Genomic DNA, 20,319 nt, shown 5'->3' with positions numbered 1-20,319 from the left:
CGATCGGCCCATCCACCGCACGTCCGAGCACTGTGCAATTTGCCCTTTCGCCGCCTACCTGTGAGTGGGACTCTTCGAGCAGAAACATCGCGACCGGGATGCATTCGGCTGCAGCGTCGCATCTGACTGCAATACGCCTTGCTGGCATTGACTGGCATCGAACCTAAGCCGATAAGCGGGTTACCATGATCTCTCGGAGGGTCACATGTCGTTCACGGTCGTGGAGCCGCAGATGTTGACGGCGGCCGCCGCGGATCTAGCGAAGATCGGTACGGCGATCGATGCGGTCAGCACCGCGGCAGCCAACTCGACCACCAACGTGCTGCCCGCGGCCGCTGATGAGGTGTCGGCGGCCATCGCCTCGCTGTTCGGCACCCACGCCCTGGCGTATCAAGCCATTGGCGCGCAGGCGGCGACGTTTCATGACGGGTTTGTGCAGGCGCTGTCGCGGGCGGCGAGTCGGTATGCGGCCACCGAAGTGGCCAACGTCGAGCAGAACCTGCTGGGGCTGATCAACGCGCCGACGCAGGCGCTGTTTGGTCGCCCACTGATCGGCAACGGCGCCGATGGCGCACCCGGCACCGGACAGACCGGACAGGCGGGCGGGCTCTTGTGGGGCAATGGCGGCGCCGGCGGATCTGGAGCGCCCGGCCAGTCCGGCGGCACCGGCGGGGCCGCCGGACTCATTGGCTCCGGCGGCAGCGGAGGAACCGGCGGCCTCGGTGCTGCCGGCGGCGCCGGCGGCTCGGCGTGGCTGCTCGGGACCGGCGGAACCGGCGGGGCAGGCGGTTGGGCCGCCGCGGGCGCAACCGGTGGCATCGGCGGGCAGGGCGGCGCCGGCGGATGGCTTTACGGAAATGGTGGAATCGGTGGGCAGGGTGGAGCCGGTGCGCTGGGCGGGGCGGGCGGTAGCGGCGGGGCCGCCCGGCTCTTCGGCATCGGCGGGGCCGGCGGCGCCGGCGGCCACGGAATGGCCGGCACCGCGGGAACCACGGCCAGCAGCGCGGGTGTTTCCGGCACCGATGGCGGAGCCGGCGGCACCGGCGGGCTGTTGATCGGTAATGGCGGGGCCGGCGGCCTCGGCGGATTGGGTGGGGTCGGCGGAGATGGCGGCGGCGGGGGCAAGAGCGGCTGGCTCGGCCTCGCGGGTGCGCACGGCGGCGGTGGGACGGGCGGATCCGGCGGCGCGGGTGGGGCTGCCGGTGACGGCGGCGGTGGCGCCACCGGCGTCAGCGGGGGTGACGGGAGTTCCGGCGGCAACGGGGGCAATCCGGGCGTCGGCGGGGCCGGCGGAGCCGGCGGCACCGGTGCCGGCGGAGCGCGCGCCGCAGACGGCGCCACCGGCAACAGTCCCACCAGCGGCGGCAACGGCGGCAACGGCGGGGCCGGCGGCAACGGTGGGGCCGGCGGTAATGGCTTCCTGGGGGCACCCGCATTTTCCAGCAATCCCGGCGGCAACGGCGGCAACGGTGGGGCCGGCGGAGCCGGCGGAAACGGTGGCATCCAGGCCGGTAACGGCGGTGATGGTGGCGCGGGCGGACACGGTGGTGCCGGGGCGACCGGCGGCAGCGGCACCAACGGTTTTGACGGGGCTTTCTCAGGCGCCGAGGGCTCGCCCGGCGGTAACGGGGGCAAGGGCGGCACGGGTGGAGCCGGCGGCAACGGTGGGGCCGCCGGTCTGGCGCTGGCGGCCACGGGGCACGACGGCGGCCACGGTACGGGTGGGGCCGGGGGCAACGGCGGGGCGGGCGGCTCCGCGGGTAACGGCGGCGACGGCGCCAAGGGAGTCAGCGGCGTCAACAACGGCGCCGGGGGCAACGGCGGCGACGGCGGTACCCCCGGCATCGGCGGGGCTGGTGGGGCCGGCGGCGACAGCGGCGGCGGCAGCCATGGGGCCACCGGCTCCGACGGCGCCACCCCCCACAGCGGCGGCAACGGCGGAAAGGGTGGCGACGGCGCTGATGCAACCGGTTTCGGCCAAACCGGCGGTAATGGCGGTCGTGGTGGCAATGGTGGCCTGGTCGGCAAAGGCGGCAACGGCGGCACGGGCGGGGCCGGCGGCACCGGCTTGGGGGGCCTGACCAACAGCTTCCCCGGCTCGTCGGGCACCGGCGGTGATCCCGGTGGCACCGGCGGCAACGGTGGCGCTGGCGGCTCCGGCGGCTTTTTTGCCGGTGACGGCGGCAACGGCGGCACCGGTGGGGTCGGGGGCACCGGCGGAGACGGTGGCAACGGCGCTACCGGCGGCACCGGCGCCACCGCGGGTGCCAACGGTCAAGACGGCGGCAACGGCGGGACCGGAGGAACCGGTGGACAGGGCGGGGCGGGCGGGGCCGGCGGGTCCACCTTCACTGGCAAGGCGGGGACCCAAGGCGCCGGTGGGGCCGGCGGCAACGGCGGGGCCGGCGGCAACGCGGGCAACGGCGGCAACGGCGGAGCAGGCGGGACTGGCGGGCAGGGCGGCGCTGGCGGCGACGGCGGAGCGGGCAGCACCACCGGCAACCAAGGCGGCGGCGGCGCGGGCGGTAACGGCGGAGGCGGCGGTGCGGGCGGTGACGGCGGCAGTGGTGCCAACGGCGCGAACGGCAGCATTTCGGGCCTCGGCGGCCAGGCCGGCGGCAACGGCGGCGATGGTGGCGACGCGGGAGTCGGCGGTTCCGGCGGGGATGGTGGCGCCGGGCTGACCATGGGCGCACACGGTGCCACCGGCAACGTCGTCGCAAACGGCGGCAATGGCGGCCAGGGCGGCAACGGCGGCAACGCCCTGATCGGAACCAACGACGGCGGAGCGGGCGGGGCCGGCGGGGCCGGCGGTAAGGCTTGGCTGACGGGCGACGGCGGATCCGGCGGCAACGGCGGCAACGGAGCCGAGGGCGGCGCCGGCGGCAGCGGGGGCAGCATTTCGGGCAACGGCGGCGCCGGCGGCAAGGGCGGGTCCGGTGGCACTGGAGGTACCGGGCAGTTCGGTAACACCGGCGGCACCGGCGCCAGCGGCACATTCGACAATGGCGGGGATGGTCACGGCGGCACCGGCGGCGCCGGGGGCGGCGGCGGAAATGGCGGGGCGGGCGGCAAAGCGATCTCGCCGACGGGCCACGATGGCGCCCAGGGCGCCGGCGGAAATGGCGGAGCCGGGGGCACCGGCGGAAATGGCGGCTTCGGCGGTTCCGGAGGCAGCGGCGCAGACGGCACGCTGTTCAGCAGCCTGGCCGGGACCGGCGGCACCGGTGGTAGCGGTGGCACTGGCGGCGACGGCGGAGCCGGTGGTGCGGGCGGCGACGGCGGAGCCGGTGGTGCGGGCGGCGCTCCCGGCACCGGTTCGATCCCGGGTACCACTGGCGCGGGTGGTGCAGCCGGCCGCGCCGGATCGGGCGGATTCGGTGGGAATGGGGGCTTGGGCTCGGCCTTCGGCCCCGGCGGCAACGGCGGCTCCAGCAGCAACAGCGCCGGCGGTGGCGGCGGGACCGGCGGCGTCGGCGGGACCGGGTTCGACGGCAGTGCTGGTGGAGCCGGCGGAAACGGGGGCCAGGGTGGCGACGGCCTCGAGACGGCCGGAGACGGCGGCGCCGGCGGCAAGGGTTCCAACGCCCCCATCGGCTTCTCCTTCGGCGGCGCGGGCGGCAAAGGCGGAACCGGTGGCACCGGCGGAACCGCGCACCTGGGCCCGTTGGCCATCCACGGCCAATCCGGCGACCCCGGCCAGTCGGGGCCCCCCGTGGTTGACGGCAACGGAGGAGCCGGCGGCCAGGGTGGGCCTGGCGGCTCTGGCGGCAGCTTCTAGCTCCCCGCGTCTGCCCGCATCGGGCTGGTCAAGCCCGTTGGGTGCGCCGGCCGGCGGCCGGTGAAAGCGATCAGTCGATCAAGCACCGGGGCAAAGGCACCGACCGCCACCGGCGCGGCGAAGCCCGCGGAATTACGTGCTGCCGGGGTGATCACCTTGCTGGCGACCGTGAGCACATACTCGGTCACCGCGTCGGAGACCACCACCCGCCGATCGGTTGCAAACGCGAAATCCCAAGCATGAACCAGCAATTCCAGACAAAGAATGCCTACCGGCACCGCCGCAGGAACTTGGTTCGCGTTCAGTTCGACGGTGCCGTCCAAGCCCCGGCGCCGCCACGCTTCGAGCACGGCCTGCCCCGCATCCGCCACTTGGGTTTCCAGGGGCGCATCCAGATCGCGCGGCGGCAACTGCGCGCCAGCAGCGCTGCCGATGATCGTCAGAGAACGCATCAGGTGGTCGGCAAGCTGCACGACATCATATTGGCTACACGGCGTCTGGCGCGCCAGGTCGGCGGGCTCGACCGCGCGCAGCACGTGCTGGACCACCGCCAATGTCGCTTCAGCGCAGGACAATTCGTCAAGCGGCTCGGGAACGGCCGCCCATTCATCGGGGCCGGCGTCACCCCGCTGGGCGGCGGCGACCAGCCGATCCAGATAGTGGCTCCAGACCTCGGCGTGGCGAGCGGCCTGTTGCTCGGTCAGCCCCTCGTGGACCAACCGGATCTCGGTGCCGTCGGCGACCGGCGCCAGCGTGACGGTCACCGTCGACTCCCCCGGCGCGGGATCGCCGTGACCTTCCCAACCCCAGGACAAGACCAGTCGCTGGCCCGGGTCCGCTTCGACAACGGCTCCCGCCGCGGTGTGTCCCGGAGTCACCGTCCAGCGATACACACCTGCGTTGTACGGCTACATGCGAGCCGCGGTGGCCATCCAGCGGCGCAGGCCCTCGGGTCGGGTGAACAGCGCGAAGCTCTGGGCTGGATCCACCGGCAGAACGACTGCTTTTTCCAACGGCATGGCGCGCTCTCCTCAGACGGTTTCCGCCGGTCGAGCAGGCGGGGCTGGCTCACAACCCGAGTCTAGGCTCTCTGGCGAGATCAACTCCGCGCGTTGCCGCGCAGCGGGCCGGCTCCCGCCGCGGCATGGGCTCGAGAGATCGTCGGCGGTGGGTAGCCGGCATCACGCACCTCGCGGTGCACCGCTGCGATGACGGCTTCCACCCCGGCTTCGGCCACCAAGGCGATCACGCAGCCGCCGAACCCCCCGCCGGTCATTCGGGCGCCCAGGGCACCCGCGCGGACCGCGGCATCGGCGATCAGGTCGATGTGTTCGGTGGTGATTTCGAAGTCGTCGCGCATCGACGCGTGCGAGGCGGTGAAGATGCGGCCGGCGGCGGTGAAGTCGCAATCACGCAGCGCGGCAAAGAATTCATGCACGCGCCGGTTTTCGGTCAGCACGTGGCGGGCGCGACGAGCATCGATGAGGTCGCCGATCGCGGTCAGCGACGAGAGCTCCGCGACGTCGCGCAAGGACGGCGCGTGCAGCGCCTTGGCCGCCCGCTCACACGAGGCGCGCCGTGCCGCGTATTCGCCGCCGGCGTGCCGATGCCGGGCCCGGGAATCGATGAGCAGTAGGGCAACCCCGTGGGCATCCGGATCAAACTGGACCGCACGCACGCTCAGTTCCCGGAAGTCGATCAGCAGCGCGGTCGCCGGCGCCCCGAAAAGCGCAGCCAGTTGGTCGAGTAAACCCGTTGGGGCCCCGACGTATTCGTTTTCGGCCCGCTGCGCGAGCCGGGCCTGCTCGATCCGGTCGATCTCGACACCGGCCGCCGACGTGATCGCCCCCAGCACCGCACACTCGAGCGCGGCCGAGGATGAGAGCCCCGAGCCGATCTCGACGCCGCTGCTGATCGACATCGCGCCACCGGGCACCGGATGACCCGCGCAGCGCAGCGCCCAGATCACCCCGGCCACGTATCCGGCCCAGCCGCTCACCCCACCGGGCACGGTGTCCAGCGGAATCCACACCGCGCCGTCCATCAGGTCGCTGCTGGCGGTGAGCGCATCGCCGTGGTCGGGCACAAACGTCGCCACCGCGCGCTGCGGCAGCGCGATCGGCAGCGCCCAGCCCAGGTTGTAGTCGGTGTGCTCCCCGATCAGATTGATCCGCCCCGGTGCGGCGTAGCGGATGGTCACCCGAGTTCCCGCAGCCGCTCGGCCACCGTTTCCGGTGTCACGTCACTGATGAACGCGCCCATCGCCGACTCGGAGGCGGCGAGGTATTTCAGCGCCGTCGCGCTGCGGCGGATAGACATCAGCTCCACATGAAAATAGCCCTCTCGCTGGGCTTCGGTGTCGCGGTATTGATGCAGCGCGGAAATGTAGGGCAGCGGGCCCGAATACATCCGATCGAACCGGCGCAACACGTCGAGATAGATCTCGGTGAACTCGTTGCACTCAGCGGCATCGAGATCAACAAGGTTGCGCACGAACCTATTCGGGTAGATGTGCACCTCGACCGGCCAGCGCGCGGCGAACGGAACGAACGCGGTGAACCGGTCACCGCGGGCGACGATGCGGCTACCGTCGGCAACCTCGCGTGCCAGCAGATCTTCGAACAGATTGCAGCCGTGCCGCATTCGATGCCGGCCGGCTTGCTCGAGCATGACCGAGGTGCGGGGGGTGAGGAACGGGTAGCCGTAGATCTGACCGTGCGGATGGGTGAGGGTTACGCCGATTTCCTCACCACGGTTCTCGAAGCAGAACACCTGCTCGATACCCGGCTGACCGATGAGGTCGCCGGTGCGATGCCGCCACGCCTCGATGACCAGGCGGGCATGCGCAGCCGGCAGATCGGCGAACGAGCCGCCGTGGTCGCTGGAGAAGCAGATCACCTCGCAGCGGCCATCGCCCGGCGCCGACACAAAGCCGTCGCCAACCGGTGGCGGCCCACCACTGCCCGACAGGCTCGGAAATCGGTTCTCGAAGACCACGACGTCATAGTCGCGCGCCGGCACCTCGCTGGTCAGCCCGGTCGGGCTCGGACACAGCGGACACTGATCCGGCGGCGGTTTGTAGGTGCGGTCCTGACGCAGGGCCGCGACGATCACCCACTGCCCCGTTGATCGGTCGAAACGCAGCTCCGATTGATGCGGATGCCGTGGCGGCAACGGGCGGCGGTCGGCCACCGGCGCCGGAACGTTCCCGGGCAACGCGAAAAAGAGCACCTCACGGCCATCGGCCAGCTTCGCCCGGGTCGGCGCCGTCACGATATCGAACACTAACCGAACCGAGGCGAGGGCAGCGGCCATCCCCGCCGTTGCTGGCGTGCGGTGTGATCCCCGCCGCACACAAAATCATGCCTCGGGGCACAATTGCAGTGTGAAAGTAGCGATCAGCGGCGCCGGCGTAGCGGGAGCGGCACTTGCCCACTGGCTGCATCGAACCGGCCACACCCCGACATTGATCGAGCGGGCACCGAAATTCCGTACCGGCGGCTACATGATCGACTTTTGGGGCGTTGGCTATCAGGCGGCCAAGCGAATGGGCATCGAGGACCCGGTGCGCGCCGCGGGATACCAGATTGAGCGATTGCGTTCGGTCGGCTCCCGCGGCGAAGTCAAGGCCGACCTGAACGTGGACGTCTTTCGCCGGATGATCGGCGAGGATTTCACCAGCCTGCCCCGCGGTGACCTGGCCGCCGCGATCTATGCCACGGTCGAGGACAAGGTCGAAAAGATTTTCGGCGACTCCATCACCGCCATCGACCAGCACAGCGACGGCGTCCATCTCACCTTCGAGAAAAATGCGCCGCGCGATTTCGATCTACTCATCGGCGCCGACGGATTGCACTCCAACGTGCGCCGTCTGGTTTTCGGACCGGAGCACGACTATGAGCACTACCTTGGCTGCAAGGTCGCGGCCTGCGTGGTTGACGATTACTGGCCGCGCGACGAGCTGACGTACGTCCTCTACAACATTCCCGGAAAGCAAGTGGGGCGCGTTTCACTGCGCGGCGCGCGCACCATGTTTCTGTTCATCTTTCGCGATGAGCACGACGGCGCCGAACTCACGCCAAAAGAGCAGTTGCGCAACCAATTCGGTGATGCCGGCTGGGAGTGTAATGAAATATTGGCCGCACTGGATAACGTTGATGACCTCTACTTCGATGTGGTGAGCCAGATCAAGATGGACCGCTGGTCACGCGATCGGGTGCTGCTGATCGGAGACGCGGCCGGGTGCATCTCACTGCTCGGCGGCGAGGGCACCGGTCTGGCCATGACCGAGGCGTATGTGCTGGCCGGGGAACTCGAGCGCGCCGGCGGCGACCACCGCCGCGCTTTCGATGCCTACGAGGCGCAGTTGCGCCCCTTCACCGCGGACAAGCAGGCCGGAGCGGCCAGATTCATCGGGTTTTTCGCCACCCGCACCCGATTTGGTTTGTGGTTCCGCAACATTGCGATGCGCACGATGAACATCGGCCCGCTGGCAACGCTTTTCGCCGGCAGCGTGCGCGACGACTTCGAACTGCCCGACTACGACTTGGCGTGAGCGACCGGGCAGCCCGGCGCCTCCGGCACCGCCGGTGAAACCGCGGTGATCGCGCGGACACGGATGCGCGCGTCCCGGTGCGGCACCAAGATGACGTGTTTGAGCTTGTAGCGCTCGTCGGGTGCTGTGGTGGTGGCCAAGTCAACCCGGCGCAGAATCTCGCGCAGCACGACCCGCATCTCGACCATGGCGAAGGTCGCCCCGAGGCAGCGTCGATTTCCGCCGCCGAACGGCAGCCACGTGGTCGGGGTCAGGGTCGCGTCGATCATCCGATCGGGGTCGAACCGGTCCGGGTCCGGATACACCTCGGCATTGGCATGCACCAGACCGATACCGGCCACCACCATGGTTCCGGCCGGCAGTTGATAGCCGGCCAACTCGGTAGGTTCGGTCAGGATGCGGCCCACGTCGAACACCACCGGGCGGATGCGCAGCGTCTCTTTTGCCAGGGCGTCGAGATACTCGTCGCCGGATGGATCACCCGCCGCGCTGGCCTCGGCCGCCCGCACCGCCTTGGCCAGTATCGCCGGGTGGCGGGTCAGCCGCTCCAGCACCCAGGCCAAGCCGGTGGCCGTGGTGTCGTGCCCGGCTACCAGCAGGGTCATCAGTTGATCGCGCAGTTCCTCGTCGGTCATCCGGCCCGACGGTTTGGCGGTGTCCCCGTCGACGGCCCGGACCAGCGTGGCCAGCACGTCGGTGCGTTCGGCGAGATTCGGGTCGGCGCGCCGCTCGGCAATCTCGGCGTAAAGCAGCTCGTTGGCCTCGTCGATAGCGCGGCGCAACCGGCGCCAGGCACGGCGACTCAACAGGTCCGGCTTGGCAAGCGCCAGCGTTTCCCACGGCCCCACGTTGAGTAGCCGCGGCATGACCTTGCGCAGGGCGGCCAGCCGGTCCGGGTCGGTGGCACCGATCACGGTGCGCAGGATCACCTCGAGGGTGATTTCAGCCATCTTGGGAGCGACCGCAAAGGTCCGGCCCACCGGCCACCCGGCGATGTTATCCGCTGCGATCTCGGACATCAGCTGAGCCTGGTGCGCAACGGCTTCACGTTGGAAGGGCGGCAGCATCATGCGACGCCGGTCGCGGTGCACATCGTCGTCGACTACCAACAACGAACTCTCTCCGAGCAGTCCGGCCAGCATCGTGTTGGCTTCGCCGGCATGAAAGACGCGCGGGTCTCCGGCGAACACCTTCTTGATCACCGCCGGATCGGTCACATTGACCATGGTGCCCAGCCCCGCCACACGCAGCGTGAAAACGCTGCCGTAGCGACGTTTGCAGGCGGTGAGGAATCTCGGGGCGTGCCGCAACATGAGCGCAGCCTGCACCGCGCGGGGAAGACGAGGCCCGGGTGGCAGGGTGGCGGTTTTCGTCATGACGGTGATTTTACGGGCGTTGTCGAGAACAAAGATCGGGTTTCACAGAGAGCAAAATTGTTGTGCTAGCGGCAACTACTCGCTACCCGATCCAAATATAAATTACACCAACATATTTCACGCTGTTCAATTTCCAGATTCGGTGAATGATCTTGAAAGACAGTCCCGATCTATATCAGCTCTCGGCGATTTAGGGTGACTTAGGTTGACAGCGTCGGCACAAACCGAGGCGGCCGCCGAACCCCGGTGGCCTGTTCGAAGGCGTAGGCATACCCGATGAGTTTGGGTTCCTGGAATGCGCCAGCGAACAACGACAGGCCGATCGGCAGACCACAGAAATAACCGGCAGGAACGCAGATGTGGGGGTAGCCGGCGACCGCCGGTGGCGTCGAGCAACCACCGGGCAGGATGTTGTCACCGACGACCGGGTCGATGGCAAACGCCGGTGAACCCTCGGTGGGTGCGACGATCGCATCCAGCCGGTGCTCGCGCAGCGCCTTGTCGATGCCGTCGGCACCTGCGAGACGTCGCAGTTCGGCGCGCACCCGCAGGTACTGCGGGTCGGTGAGATCGCCCTTGGCTTGCGCCTGCTCGAGAAACTCCTGCCCGAAGTACGGCATCACCTGGCCGGCGTGGGCTCTGTTGAACGCGATGAGTTCGTCGAGGCTGCCGACCGCGGCGCCAGGATGGGCGCCGAGATAGCCATTCAAACTCGCCTTGAGCCCATAGCGGAACAGTTCGAGTTCGAGATCGCCAAAGAAGGGCAACGAACTGGCCTGGATCGGATCGACGATCTCGGCGCCCAGCGCCGCCAGCTGAGCGAGCGCACCCTCGATCAGTGCATCCGTCGCCTCGTGCGCACCGAAGCGCTCCCGGGCCACACCGAGTCGGGCGCCCTGCAGGGCTGCCGGGTCAAGAAATCGGCGATAGTCGGTTGCCGTGTGCGCGCCGCCCGCTCGCGTTGTCGGGTCACTGTCATCGACACCCGTCATCACCGTCAACAGCGTCGCAACGTCGGTGACGGTGCGCGCCATCGGGCCCACCATGTCCTGTGGCGATGCCACACCGATGACTCCGGAACGGCTTAGCAGGCCCACCGTTGGCTTCAGACCGACGATCGAGTTGCTCGATGCCGGCCGCACGATGGAACCGTCGACCTCTGCGCCGAGGGCGGCCACACACAGGTTGGCCGCCACCGCGACCGCCGAACCCGAGCTGGAGCCCAGCGGACTTCGGTCCAGCACGTAGGGGTTTCGCACCTGTCCGCCGCGACTGCTCCAGCCACTGCACGGCCGCGTGGAGCGCATATATCCCCACTCGCTCATGTTCGCTTTTCCGAGGATCACTGCGCCAGCATCGCGTAATTGCTTGACCACAAATGCATCTCGAGTTGCGATGTTGCCCTCTAGGGCCAGCGAACCGGCCGTTGTGGCCATCTTGTCACCGGTGTCGATGCTGTCCTTGATGACGACGGGGACACCATGCAACGCCCCACGAATCCGTCCGCCGCTTCGCTCGGCGTCGAGCGACTCGGCGATCGCGAGGGCGTCGGGGTTGACCTCGATGATCGACCGCAGCATCGGACCGGATTGGTCGATCTCGCGGATCCGTCTCGAGTAGCAGTCGGTGAGACCGGCGGCGGTCCACTCCCCCCGCTCGAAGGCCGTCTGGGTTTCGGCGATGGTGAACTCGGGCAACTCCATGCGATCCCTCCGGAAGCGGTGACGCCCGGCGGCGGGTCCAGATCGTTCAGATCGGCCCGCTGCCGCGTCAGTCGCGGGCGATATAGGCGAGGACTTGCTTCTCATGGTCGACGTAGTGATCACCGCTGACATCGACAATGACCCGATCAATGGTGCCGCCGACGAACGGGAATGGTGCCGGGTAATCAGCGACCGCCGAGCCGCTGTCGCGCCCGACGCACAGTCCATCTCCGGTCAGCGAAAACGTGCCCGGTTGGGTGGTTATTTGGGCCTCGCCCACGGCTTCGGTATCGATGTAGAGCGTCAGCGTGCCGAGGGCGCTGAACGTGTCCGGGTCGTCGGCGGTCTTGCGGAACTCGGCGGTGAGCACATGCGTCCCGGTGGAAACGGGATCGAGTGCGCTGATGGTCTGGATTCGCTCGCCGAGCCAGTTGTAGACATAGTGCAGCCGACCGTCTTTGAGGAATAGGCTGTGCCCGCCGGCCACCCCGCCGTGCGCGAACAGCACGCCCTCGGCCTCCGGGGTGTCGATGGTGACGGCGGCGGCGATGGTGAAGGAGCGGCGCCGGACATTCACCGCGACCGCCTCGGGAACGTCGGCGGAGTCCGGGTAGTAGACGTAGTGGGACCGCGGCTCGCCGGGCTCCGGCCGCGGTGAGGCCATGATCTCGAGCGCGGTGCGGTCATCGAGCGGCAGACCCTTGTACACACCCGCGTAGTAGAACCACAGCCCCTTGAGTTCTTCGAGCAGCGCCAGCCTTTCGTCGGCCAGGTCGTGCAATTGGGTGCGGTCGGTACGCAGGTCGTAGAGCTCCCAGCGGTCCTTGTCGAAATTCCTCCAGCCCGACAGCGGCGGGTGCAGGGTGGTGGCCAGCCAGCCCTGGTGATACAGCGCCCGCATGCCCAGCATGGAGTAGAACTGGGTGGCCCGGCCGGGCAGCTGCGGATCGCTGATCGAAGCGGCGAAGCTGTGGCCCTCGATCTGACTTTGGGTCCAGCCGTTGAGAACCGCGGGCGGGTCGAAGTCAAGCAGTTCATAAAGCGTCGGCACGATGTCGACGGCGTGCACGTATTGGTCGCGAACCTCGCCGCGCGCGGCGATGCCGGCCGGCCACGAGACAATGAGCGGATCGGCCACCCCGCCCTCGTAGCCGGCGAACCGCTTCCAGTACGGAAACGGTGTGTCGAACGCCCACGCCCACCCGGTGTTGTAGTGGTTATAGGCGGACGGACCACCCAGGTCGTCGATCCGGGGCAGATTCGCCTCGATGGTGTCGGGCACGTTGTTGAAGAACTTGTTCTCGTTGAACGAACCGTTGGGCCCGCCCTCACCGCTGGCACCGTTGTCGGAGACGACCACGATGATGGTGTTGTCCAACTGCCCGGATTCGGCCAGGTAGTCCAGGAGCCTGCCGATCTGCTCGTCGGTTTAGGACACGAAGCCCGCATACACTTCGGCCATTCGCGCGAACAGCCGTCGTTCGTCGTCGGTCAGTGAGTCCCACGGCCGCACGAAATCGAATGCGGGCCAGGCCCCGCCGTCTGGACCGGTGACATCGGGTTCACCGTGTGGGTTCATCGGCGACAGTTCGAGGTCCTGGGGCAGCAATCCCATTCGCTTCTGGTTGGCCAGGATCCCCACCCGAATCGCCTCGTAGCCTTCGTCGAACCGGCCGCGGTAGCGATCTGCCCAGTCCTTGAACACGTGGTGGGGCGCGTGGCCGCAGCCCGGACAGAAGTACATGAACCACGGCTTCTGGGGGGGCAACGGCCTTGGCGTCGCGGACGAACCGGATCGCCTTCTCCGCCAGATCGGCCGACAGGTGATACCCCTGCTCCGGCGTCGCCGGCGGTTCGACGGTGTGGTTGTCATAGACCAGGTCCGTATACCACTGGTTGGTCTCACCACCCAGGAATCCGTAGAAGCGCTCGAATCCGCGTCCCAGCGGCCACCGGCCCTTCCATGACGACGCATCGCTCTCGTCGCTGGGCGTCAGATGCCACTTGCCCACCGCGTAGGTATTCAAGCCGCGCGCGTTGAGCACCTCCGAGATCATCCCGTTCTCGAACGGAACCCGACCCGAGAATCCTGGGAACCCCGCCGAGGCCTCGGTGATGCAGGCCATGTTGTTCGATGTCGCATTGCGCCCGTTGAGCAGGCTCGAGCGCGTCGGCGAGCACAACGCGGTGGTGTGGAAGTTGGAGTAGCGCACGCCGCTGTCGGCGATTCGGCGCATCGCCGGGGTTTCGATCGGCCCGCCGAACGGTTCCAGCGCGCCGTAGCCGACGTCATCCCAGACGATCATCAGCACGTTGGGAGCGCCGGCGGGTGCGGCCGGCTGCAAGAACGGCCCCCAGTCCGGCTCGGAATCGCGGATATCGGTCGCCACTCGCCCAGACCACTGCGCCACTTCGCGTCACCACCCGTCCAGAAATCGCGTCAACAGCAGCTTAGGTCGGTTGGGACTTTCGGAGGCCAAGTTGACGACAGTGGCTTCGGGCGGCCGCGCCGCACGACAACGCCCGATGGCTGTATCACGGCGTCGGAGGGGCCGCACCGTCGACCGTAATCCGGCGCGCCACAACGGGTTCCGCCTTGCCCTTGAGGGTCAGCGTGACGACCTCGCCGTCCTGCACGCCCGCAAGACCAGCCACCCGCTCAGACATCACGATCTCCCCGCCCCCGGCCACGGCCTGTAGTCGCGCCGCCGTATTGACGACATCCCCGATCGCGGTGAAGTCACGGATCTCGCCCTCACCCACGATGCCGACGTATGCCGGGCCGACGTCCAGACCGATGCCGACCTTCAACTGCGGTCCCTCGGCAGTGCCGTAGCCCTGCGCCCGCAGGATGGTGCGGGCGTCACTCACCATGGAATTGACGTAGCGGCCGTCCCGGGTGAGCGGTGCAAAGTAAAGACCCATGACTTCGTCACCGATGAGCTTGTCGACAATCCCGTGCCGAACAATCACCTGCGTCAGTTTCGAGTAGAAGCGATTGAGGGCGGCGACCATTTCTTCCGGCGGCACGGTCTCCGCCAGCGCGGTGGAGCCGCGGACGTCGGCGAATAGAACCCCGATCGGCAGCGTGACCCCACCGCCGGGCGCCTTCTCAAAACAGAGTTGGCACCAGCGCGGGTTTTTTCGCGATGGGCTCTTGCCCACGCGACGCATCAGCCAGCCGCCGAATCCCGCGAACGGATTGCCGCAGGCTTCGCACCGCGGGGCCGCGGGAAGGCTGGAGATGAGTCGAATTCCCCGACGCACCGCGGCGTGGCCAAAGTACTCGAAGAAACGCTCCCATTCCTCCGCGTTGGCCTGCGCCCCGTCCGGGCGCGGTGGGGTGCGTCCGCGCGCCATCAGTCGATTCTTACACCACTGGCCCTGCCGACGCAGCCATCGGACATCTACTTGTAGGCAACGGCGGCGCTCGAGCCGGCGGCCAGTGCGATCACCTCGAAGGAACGGAATCCGGCTGCACTGCACCATTTTCGGAAGTCGGCGCCCGTGTAGTCGAATGCGTCACCGAACTCGATCAGCATATTCAGCGACATCATCAGCCCTGCGGTGTTTTTCTGGCGGGCGTCGTCGATCAGCGTCTCGATCGCGATGAACGCCCCGCCCTCGGGCAGGGCCTCGTAGGCTTTCGCGATCAACCGTTGCTTGCCGTCGAGGTTCCAGTCATGCAGGATCTGGCCCATCGTGATGACATCGGCGCTCGGCAGCGGATCGGCAAAGAAGTCGCCGGACACCGCACGCACCCGGTCACCGAGTCCCTGCTCACTGAGCTTGCGCCGCGTGATCTCGGTTACCGCGGGCAGATCAAAGCTGATGCATTGCAGGTGGGGATGGGCGGCGGCGGCCGTCCTTGACGGCAGCCCGTTGGCGCCGCCGACATCGCAGAGGCTGCCATAGCGCTGGAACGGAAAGCGTTTCACCAGCAGCTCGCAGTTGCGCCGCGATGCGGAATCCATGGCACCCAGGAAGACCTCGAGACGTCGCGGATCGGCATAGACCGTCTCGAAGAACGGCCGGCCCGTCTGCTTGATCTCGTTCTGCGGCTTGCCCGTCTGCAGCGCGTCGGTGAGGTCCGCCCAGAACCGATAGTTGCGTTGGTCCCAAATCTTGAGCAGACCGCCCTGGTACTCGGGGCTGGCTTCATCCAGGTATCGCGCGGTCTCCGCCGTGTTGCGGTAGTGAGCGTCTGGTCCGTCGCCGTCGCGCGCCAGCAGGTCCAGCGATACCAAGGCATCGAGGAAGTCCGTCGCCGGCCGCGGCACCAGCCCGAGAAGTTCGGCAATGGCCTGCGCCGTCATCGCCCGGTCGCCCAATTCGGTGAACAACCCAAGTCCGACCGCGGTGAGCAGCACTTTCGACGGGCCGTATCCGGCGCCGATTGCCATGATCCGATCGGGGCTCGACTGATCCATTACGCGCCCCGCCGAGCCCAGTCCATCAACCTCATCAAGCAAGCAGTCTATGGCCGTCACCGAGCCGTGCCGGGCCGGTCTGCGCCGAACGGTCGGGAACAGACTATCCAGCGGCGCAGTCAACGGCGGCCGCCGGCGCTTGCGGAGCCACACCGTGAGCTGGCACCGCGTTGTCTTGCCAGGTGTCAACCGTGCAGCCGGCGAGCCCGAATGCCCCGAACACCGCGGCCAGCACCACCAACCCGCGCGCCACCGGCCGGCGGTTCTTGCTGATACCAATCATCGTTGTTTTCTCCCCGATCGTTGGAACCCAACTGAACGGCCTTGATAACCAAGGCTTGATGCCGCCAACGCTGTTCCCCATGTCTTTTTCGCGAAGGACTCTGGCGCACCACATGCTCAACAACGCAACGCGGGCCCGAGTCGCCGCCACCCTGAGCACATCCGGTTGGGTGCAATCCCACGCCACTGACCTCAGTGCCGATGCAACCAGCCATTACCAGATGCCCCGGAAGAAGCCCGAGAGATTGTTGCCGATGTTGGAAATGCCCGACACGAGGCTGGTGACGGAGAAGGGCAGGACGCCTGTGTTGGCGATCCCCGACACGCCGCTGCCCAGGTTGTAGAAGCCCGAGGACAGGCCACCGTAGTTCTGGTAGCCCGAGCCGCCCAGCAGCCCCGCCGGGTTGGTGTTGAACCAACCCGACAAACCCGAGCCGTTGTTGGCGTAACCCGAGTTCCCGCCGGCGCCGGTGTTGAAGAAGCCCGACGAAGGTGTGGCGCTTGTGTTGAGGTAGCCCGGCCCACCCGGGATGGCGAATTCGGCAAGAGTGGTGCTGGGCAGGTGGATGCTGGGGATGGTGATCGGGGGCGTCGTGAACCCACCGATTCCGATTGGCGCAATGGTGAACTCGTTCGTGGTGAATGCCGGGATGTTGATTTGCGGCAGGGTGAACCCGGCAACCGCGATTGGATCAATCGTGAACGGATCCGTACTGAACGGCGGAGTCGAAATCTGCGGCAACGTGAACCCACCCAACCCAATCGAATCAATCGTGAACGGATCCGTACTGAACGGCGGAGTCGAAATCTGCGGCAACGTGAACTCGTCCACCCCGATCGATGGAATGGTGATCGCCGTGGTGGTGATCTCGGGTGTCGTGATGTCCGGAAGCAGGAAGGCGGCGACGTTGATCGGATCGAAGGTGGTCGAGGGAATCGTGAAGCCGGAAAGACCGATGGAGGGGATTGTCCAATTTCCACCGTTGGGGTCATCGATCGTGAAGTAAGGCAATGTGAAGCTACCGAAGGTTACGCCAGGAATGGACAACTCTCCGATAACTCCATTCTCACCTCCCGGCAATCCGGGGTAGGCGCCAAAGACGATGCGCGGAATGAACGTCGGTAGCTGGAGTTTGGTGACGACACTGTTTGTAAACACGTCGTGCACTAATAGCAGATCGACCGGATTCCCATTAAATGGCGGAATGGGAGAGATTGTCGGCGTGATAATGGTGGGCAGAAACCACCCGGGCGCGGAAATGGAAGGGCCAGTGAACCCACTCACGGTTACGCGGGGTGTGGTGATCGGCGGGATGGAGATCTCAGGCAGTGCTACCGGCGGCACGCTGATGGGAGGAGTAGTTATCTGAGGCAGATCGAAACCGCCCACCGCAATGTTGCTGAGCGCCTGCGACGGGATGGTCAGAGACGGAATCGTGAACTCAGGCAGACCGAAGCCGCCAAGGGTGATGTTGGATGGAGTCGTCACCGCCGGAATGTCCAACCCCGGCAACGTAATACCCGGCAGACCAAATCCACCCACCACAATATCCGCAGGAGTCGTCACCGCCGGAATGTCCAACCCCGGCAACGTAATACCCGGCAGATCAAACCCACCCACCGTGATGTTGCTCGGTGTGGATATGGCAGGAATCGACATCGAGGGCAGGGTGATGGGGGGGGCAGGCTGAACGCCGGAATAGATATTCCGGCCAGCTCGAGAGGCGGCAGAGTCAGATCGGGCGTGGTGATCGCGAAGTGCAGGCTGCCTTGTCCAACACCGCGGTAGAAGAAGCCGTTATTGAGATCACCGGTGTTGAGCAGCCCGTTGTTCATGTCGCCGAAGTTCAGAGCACCGGTGTTGAGATCGCCGTTGTTGAACCAACCGGTATTTCCGTCACCGATGTTGAAGGCACCGGTGTTGGACGCCCCCGGGTTGAAGCTCCCCATGTTGTAGCTGCCGATGTTCAGATACCCTGTGTTGGCGTTGCCGACATCAAGAACACCCGTGTTGAACATGCCGGGATTGAAGAAGCCGGTGTTCCCCGAACCGGAGTTCCAAACTCCGGTATTGAAGTCTCCGGTGTTTCCGATGCCAAAGTTCCCGTTACCGGAGTTGAAGAACCCGACGTTTCCGGTGCCCGAGTTGAACAAGCCGAAGTTCCCGACTCCGGAGTTCAGGCCTCCGATGCCGATCTGATTGTCACCGCTCAAAGCGATGCCAATGTTGTTGTTGCCGGTATTGGCTAACCCGAAGTTTCCGATGCCGGTATTGCCGAAGCCAGTGTTGACGTTACCGTTGTTCCCGAAGCCCTGGTTACCGCCGCCGGCATTCGCAACTCCGATGTTGTTGCTGCCTAGATTGGCCCAGCCGAAGTTTGAGCTGCCAAGATTTCCGGATCCGAAATTACCGTTGCCTAGGTTTCCGCTACCGATATTGCCCAGCCCGTTGTTGGCATTACCAACATTTCCACTGCCAACGTTGGCCAGTCCCAGGTTGACCCCTATCAGCTGAGCGGTTGCCGCGGGGGCGGCAGCCATCGGGGCTGCCGAGTTCATCAGCGCGGCCGCGGCTTGGGCAGGCACGCCCGCCACATTCGCCAGTGGCGCGGTGAACGGTGTCAACGCTGAGACGACCGTCAACGCGCCGGAATGATAGGCGGCCATCACCGCCACATCCAGTGCCCACATTTCCTCATACGCGGACTCGGTAGCCGCAATCGCCGGAGCGTTCTGGCCAAACAAGTTGGACAGCACCAGCGACACGAGATCAGAACGATTCGCCGCCACCAACGCGGGTCGCACCATCGCAGACTGGACCGCCTCGAACTCGGACACGAAGGCCCCGGCCTGCGCCGCCGCCTGTTGCGCCTGCGCCGCCACGGCGCCAAGCCAGCCAGCGTAGGGAGCCGCGACCGCGGTCATCGCCGCGGCCGACGCCCCCTGCCAAGAGCCATCGACCAATGCAGACGTCACCGAGCCGAAAGAGTCTGCAGCAGAAGCTAGTTCTTTGGCCAGCCACTGCCATGCCGCCACGGCATCCAGCATTGGGCTTGATCCCGCACCAGCGAATATCCGCGCCGAGTTGATCTCTGGTGGCAACACCGAAAAATTCATCGTCCCAACCTTTCCCGGGTATCGGGTATCAAACGCAACTCAGCACAATCGCTGGTCAGCCAGCCGTGTATCCCGTTGAACACGAACCGCATGCGCGAGTCTTCATAGCGGTGTCCATCAAGCAGTCGCTGTGGCCGCGGCAACGTCTGGCTGCCGGAGACCATCTCCGCACCCGGGCCGCCAATTCCCGCGTTGCCATCCGACTCAACCCGGGCAGAAGCAGTGCGGCTCACTGAATTGGTCCGTTCAGTTGTCGGAGTATGCGACGTTCGGTTGATTAAACTGACCAGCCCTCAACGGATTCTCAACGAACCCTCAATCGAACCGATTGCGGCGCGAGTTGCTACTGGTAGCCGACGATCGTCCCGAGGCGTGCAATGCGCGGTCCTGTGAGCTACGCGGTTGATGGCTTCGCTGCTAAACGAACTCGACCGCTGACCAACCAATTGGTCGAGGCCGTCGACATTATCCGCTCGCGGAACATTTGAAGCTCGGAAATTGCCGCTTAGCCATCTTGCCAGATCTGGGATCAGGCCAGCGCCAATAGGTACATCGTGGGCCCAGATCGTCGCGCTCCGCGGGAAACGGGGGCGCGAGGAAAAGCAATGCGTCCGGGGCCAGGACCATGAGCAATCGATATCCAGCACGAATACAAAGCGCTGATAGCACTCGCTCTCGAATCAACCGGCCGTAGGTCAGCTGGCCATACGACGCGATGCCAACGTGGCCGTTAGCGGAGCCGTTTGTCAAAAGATTGGACATGCCGGGATCGATCCACGACCGCCGCGCCAATAACAGCCCAGCCATGCTATCTAACTCGTATGTAGCTGGTTGAGACACGTTCGTCCGCTATGAAACCCGGGCGCCTCTAGTAACGCCGCTAGCCCCCGCCCGGTGCGAATGGGCGCCTACACCGGCCATCGCCAGAGGCTGGAACCGATTCCGTGAACAGGGCGTGGTTGACAACAAGCAGGCTTGACACGGAGCGAATATTTTCGTTGATCGAAGTTCAAAATAAAGGAATATTCAGGACTCTCGATGATGAGAGCATTCACTTCTGATCACTTGTTGGGGT

Annotated in this window: 11 protein-coding genes and 2 pseudogenes; 2 read left to right on the top strand and 11 right to left on the bottom strand. The window is 66.5% G+C overall.

Features of this window, described 5'->3' with window-relative positions; all coding sequences use genetic code 11:
- Positions 1-205: 205 nt before the first annotated feature.
- Positions 206-3,781, top strand: a complete 3,576-nt coding sequence (locus G6N41_RS12190; protein WP_198967485.1) for a PE family protein — start codon at positions 206-208, stop codon at positions 3,779-3,781.
- On the opposite strand, the pseudogene G6N41_RS12185 reads toward G6N41_RS12190, so the two are convergent.
- The 3 genes and pseudogenes from G6N41_RS12185 to galT form a co-directional block, all read right to left on the bottom strand.
- Positions 3,778-4,812: pseudogene (locus G6N41_RS12185) on the bottom strand (TIGR03086 family metal-binding protein); the annotation flags it as partial. The gene G6N41_RS12190 and the pseudogene G6N41_RS12185 overlap by 4 nt on opposite strands.
- A gap of 68 nt (positions 4,813-4,880) precedes the next feature.
- Complete coding sequence (locus tag G6N41_RS12180; RefSeq protein ID WP_198967484.1) at positions 4,881-5,981, bottom strand: galactokinase; 1,101 nt, start codon at positions 5,979-5,981, stop codon at positions 4,881-4,883.
- On the bottom strand, positions 5,978-7,096 hold the full coding sequence (gene galT / locus G6N41_RS12175) for a galactose-1-phosphate uridylyltransferase (protein ID WP_036457274.1): 1,119 nt from the start codon (positions 7,094-7,096) through the stop codon (positions 5,978-5,980). Before galT ends, G6N41_RS12180 begins: the two co-directional genes overlap by 4 nt.
- A gap of 70 nt (positions 7,097-7,166) precedes the next feature.
- Between galT and G6N41_RS12170 the strand changes: the two genes are divergently transcribed.
- Entirely contained in the window at positions 7,167-8,336 is a 1,170-nt protein-coding gene (locus G6N41_RS12170) for an FAD-binding domain (RefSeq protein WP_198967483.1), read from the top strand.
- Here the strand turns inward: G6N41_RS12170 and G6N41_RS12165 are convergent.
- The 8 genes and pseudogenes from G6N41_RS12165 to G6N41_RS30300 all read right to left on the bottom strand — a co-directional run bounded on the left by G6N41_RS12165 (position 8,321) and on the right by G6N41_RS30300 (position 19,244).
- On the bottom strand, positions 8,321-9,712 hold the full coding sequence (locus G6N41_RS12165; RefSeq protein WP_198967482.1) for a cytochrome P450: 1,392 nt from the start codon (positions 9,710-9,712) through the stop codon (positions 8,321-8,323). The genes G6N41_RS12170 and G6N41_RS12165 overlap by 16 nt on opposite strands.
- A gap of 200 nt (positions 9,713-9,912) precedes the next feature.
- Positions 9,913-11,520 (bottom strand): amidase, encoded by a 1,608-nt coding sequence (locus G6N41_RS12160; protein ID WP_259593952.1) that lies wholly within the window; start codon positions 11,518-11,520, stop codon positions 9,913-9,915.
- Positions 11,483-13,826, bottom strand: a pseudogene (locus G6N41_RS12155) (sulfatase-like hydrolase/transferase). Before G6N41_RS12155 ends, G6N41_RS12160 begins: the two are co-directional and overlap by 38 nt.
- A gap of 124 nt (positions 13,827-13,950) precedes the next feature.
- Positions 13,951-14,775, bottom strand: coding sequence for an adenylate/guanylate cyclase domain-containing protein (locus tag G6N41_RS12150; RefSeq protein ID WP_198967480.1), 825 nt, complete (start codon positions 14,773-14,775; stop codon positions 13,951-13,953).
- 47 nt (positions 14,776-14,822) lie between these two features.
- Positions 14,823-15,845 carry a methyltransferase gene (locus G6N41_RS12145; RefSeq protein WP_198967844.1) on the bottom strand — a complete coding sequence of 341 codons (1,023 nt, stop codon included), beginning with the start codon at positions 15,843-15,845 and terminating at the stop codon, positions 14,823-14,825.
- Positions 15,846-15,948: 103 nt separating this feature from the next.
- Complete coding sequence (locus G6N41_RS12140) at positions 15,949-16,128, bottom strand: hypothetical protein (RefSeq protein WP_198967479.1); 180 nt, start codon at positions 16,126-16,128, stop codon at positions 15,949-15,951.
- A gap of 213 nt (positions 16,129-16,341) precedes the next feature.
- Positions 16,342-17,709 carry a hypothetical protein gene (locus tag G6N41_RS30305; RefSeq protein ID WP_456320217.1) on the bottom strand — a complete coding sequence of 456 codons (1,368 nt, stop codon included), beginning with the start codon at positions 17,707-17,709 and terminating at the stop codon, positions 16,342-16,344.
- On the bottom strand, positions 17,691-19,244 hold the full coding sequence (locus tag G6N41_RS30300; protein ID WP_456320216.1) for a PPE domain-containing protein: 1,554 nt from the start codon (positions 19,242-19,244) through the stop codon (positions 17,691-17,693). Before G6N41_RS30300 ends, G6N41_RS30305 begins: the two co-directional genes overlap by 19 nt.
- Positions 19,245-20,319: the final 1,075 nt, after the last annotated feature.

Origin of the sequence: Mycobacterium shottsii, assembly GCF_010728525.1 — a bacterium.
GTDB classification, from domain to species: Bacteria; Actinomycetota; Actinomycetes; order Mycobacteriales; family Mycobacteriaceae; genus Mycobacterium; species Mycobacterium marinum.
Note: the sequence above shows the minus strand (reverse complement) of the source record. Positions and strands in the feature narration are given on the sequence as shown.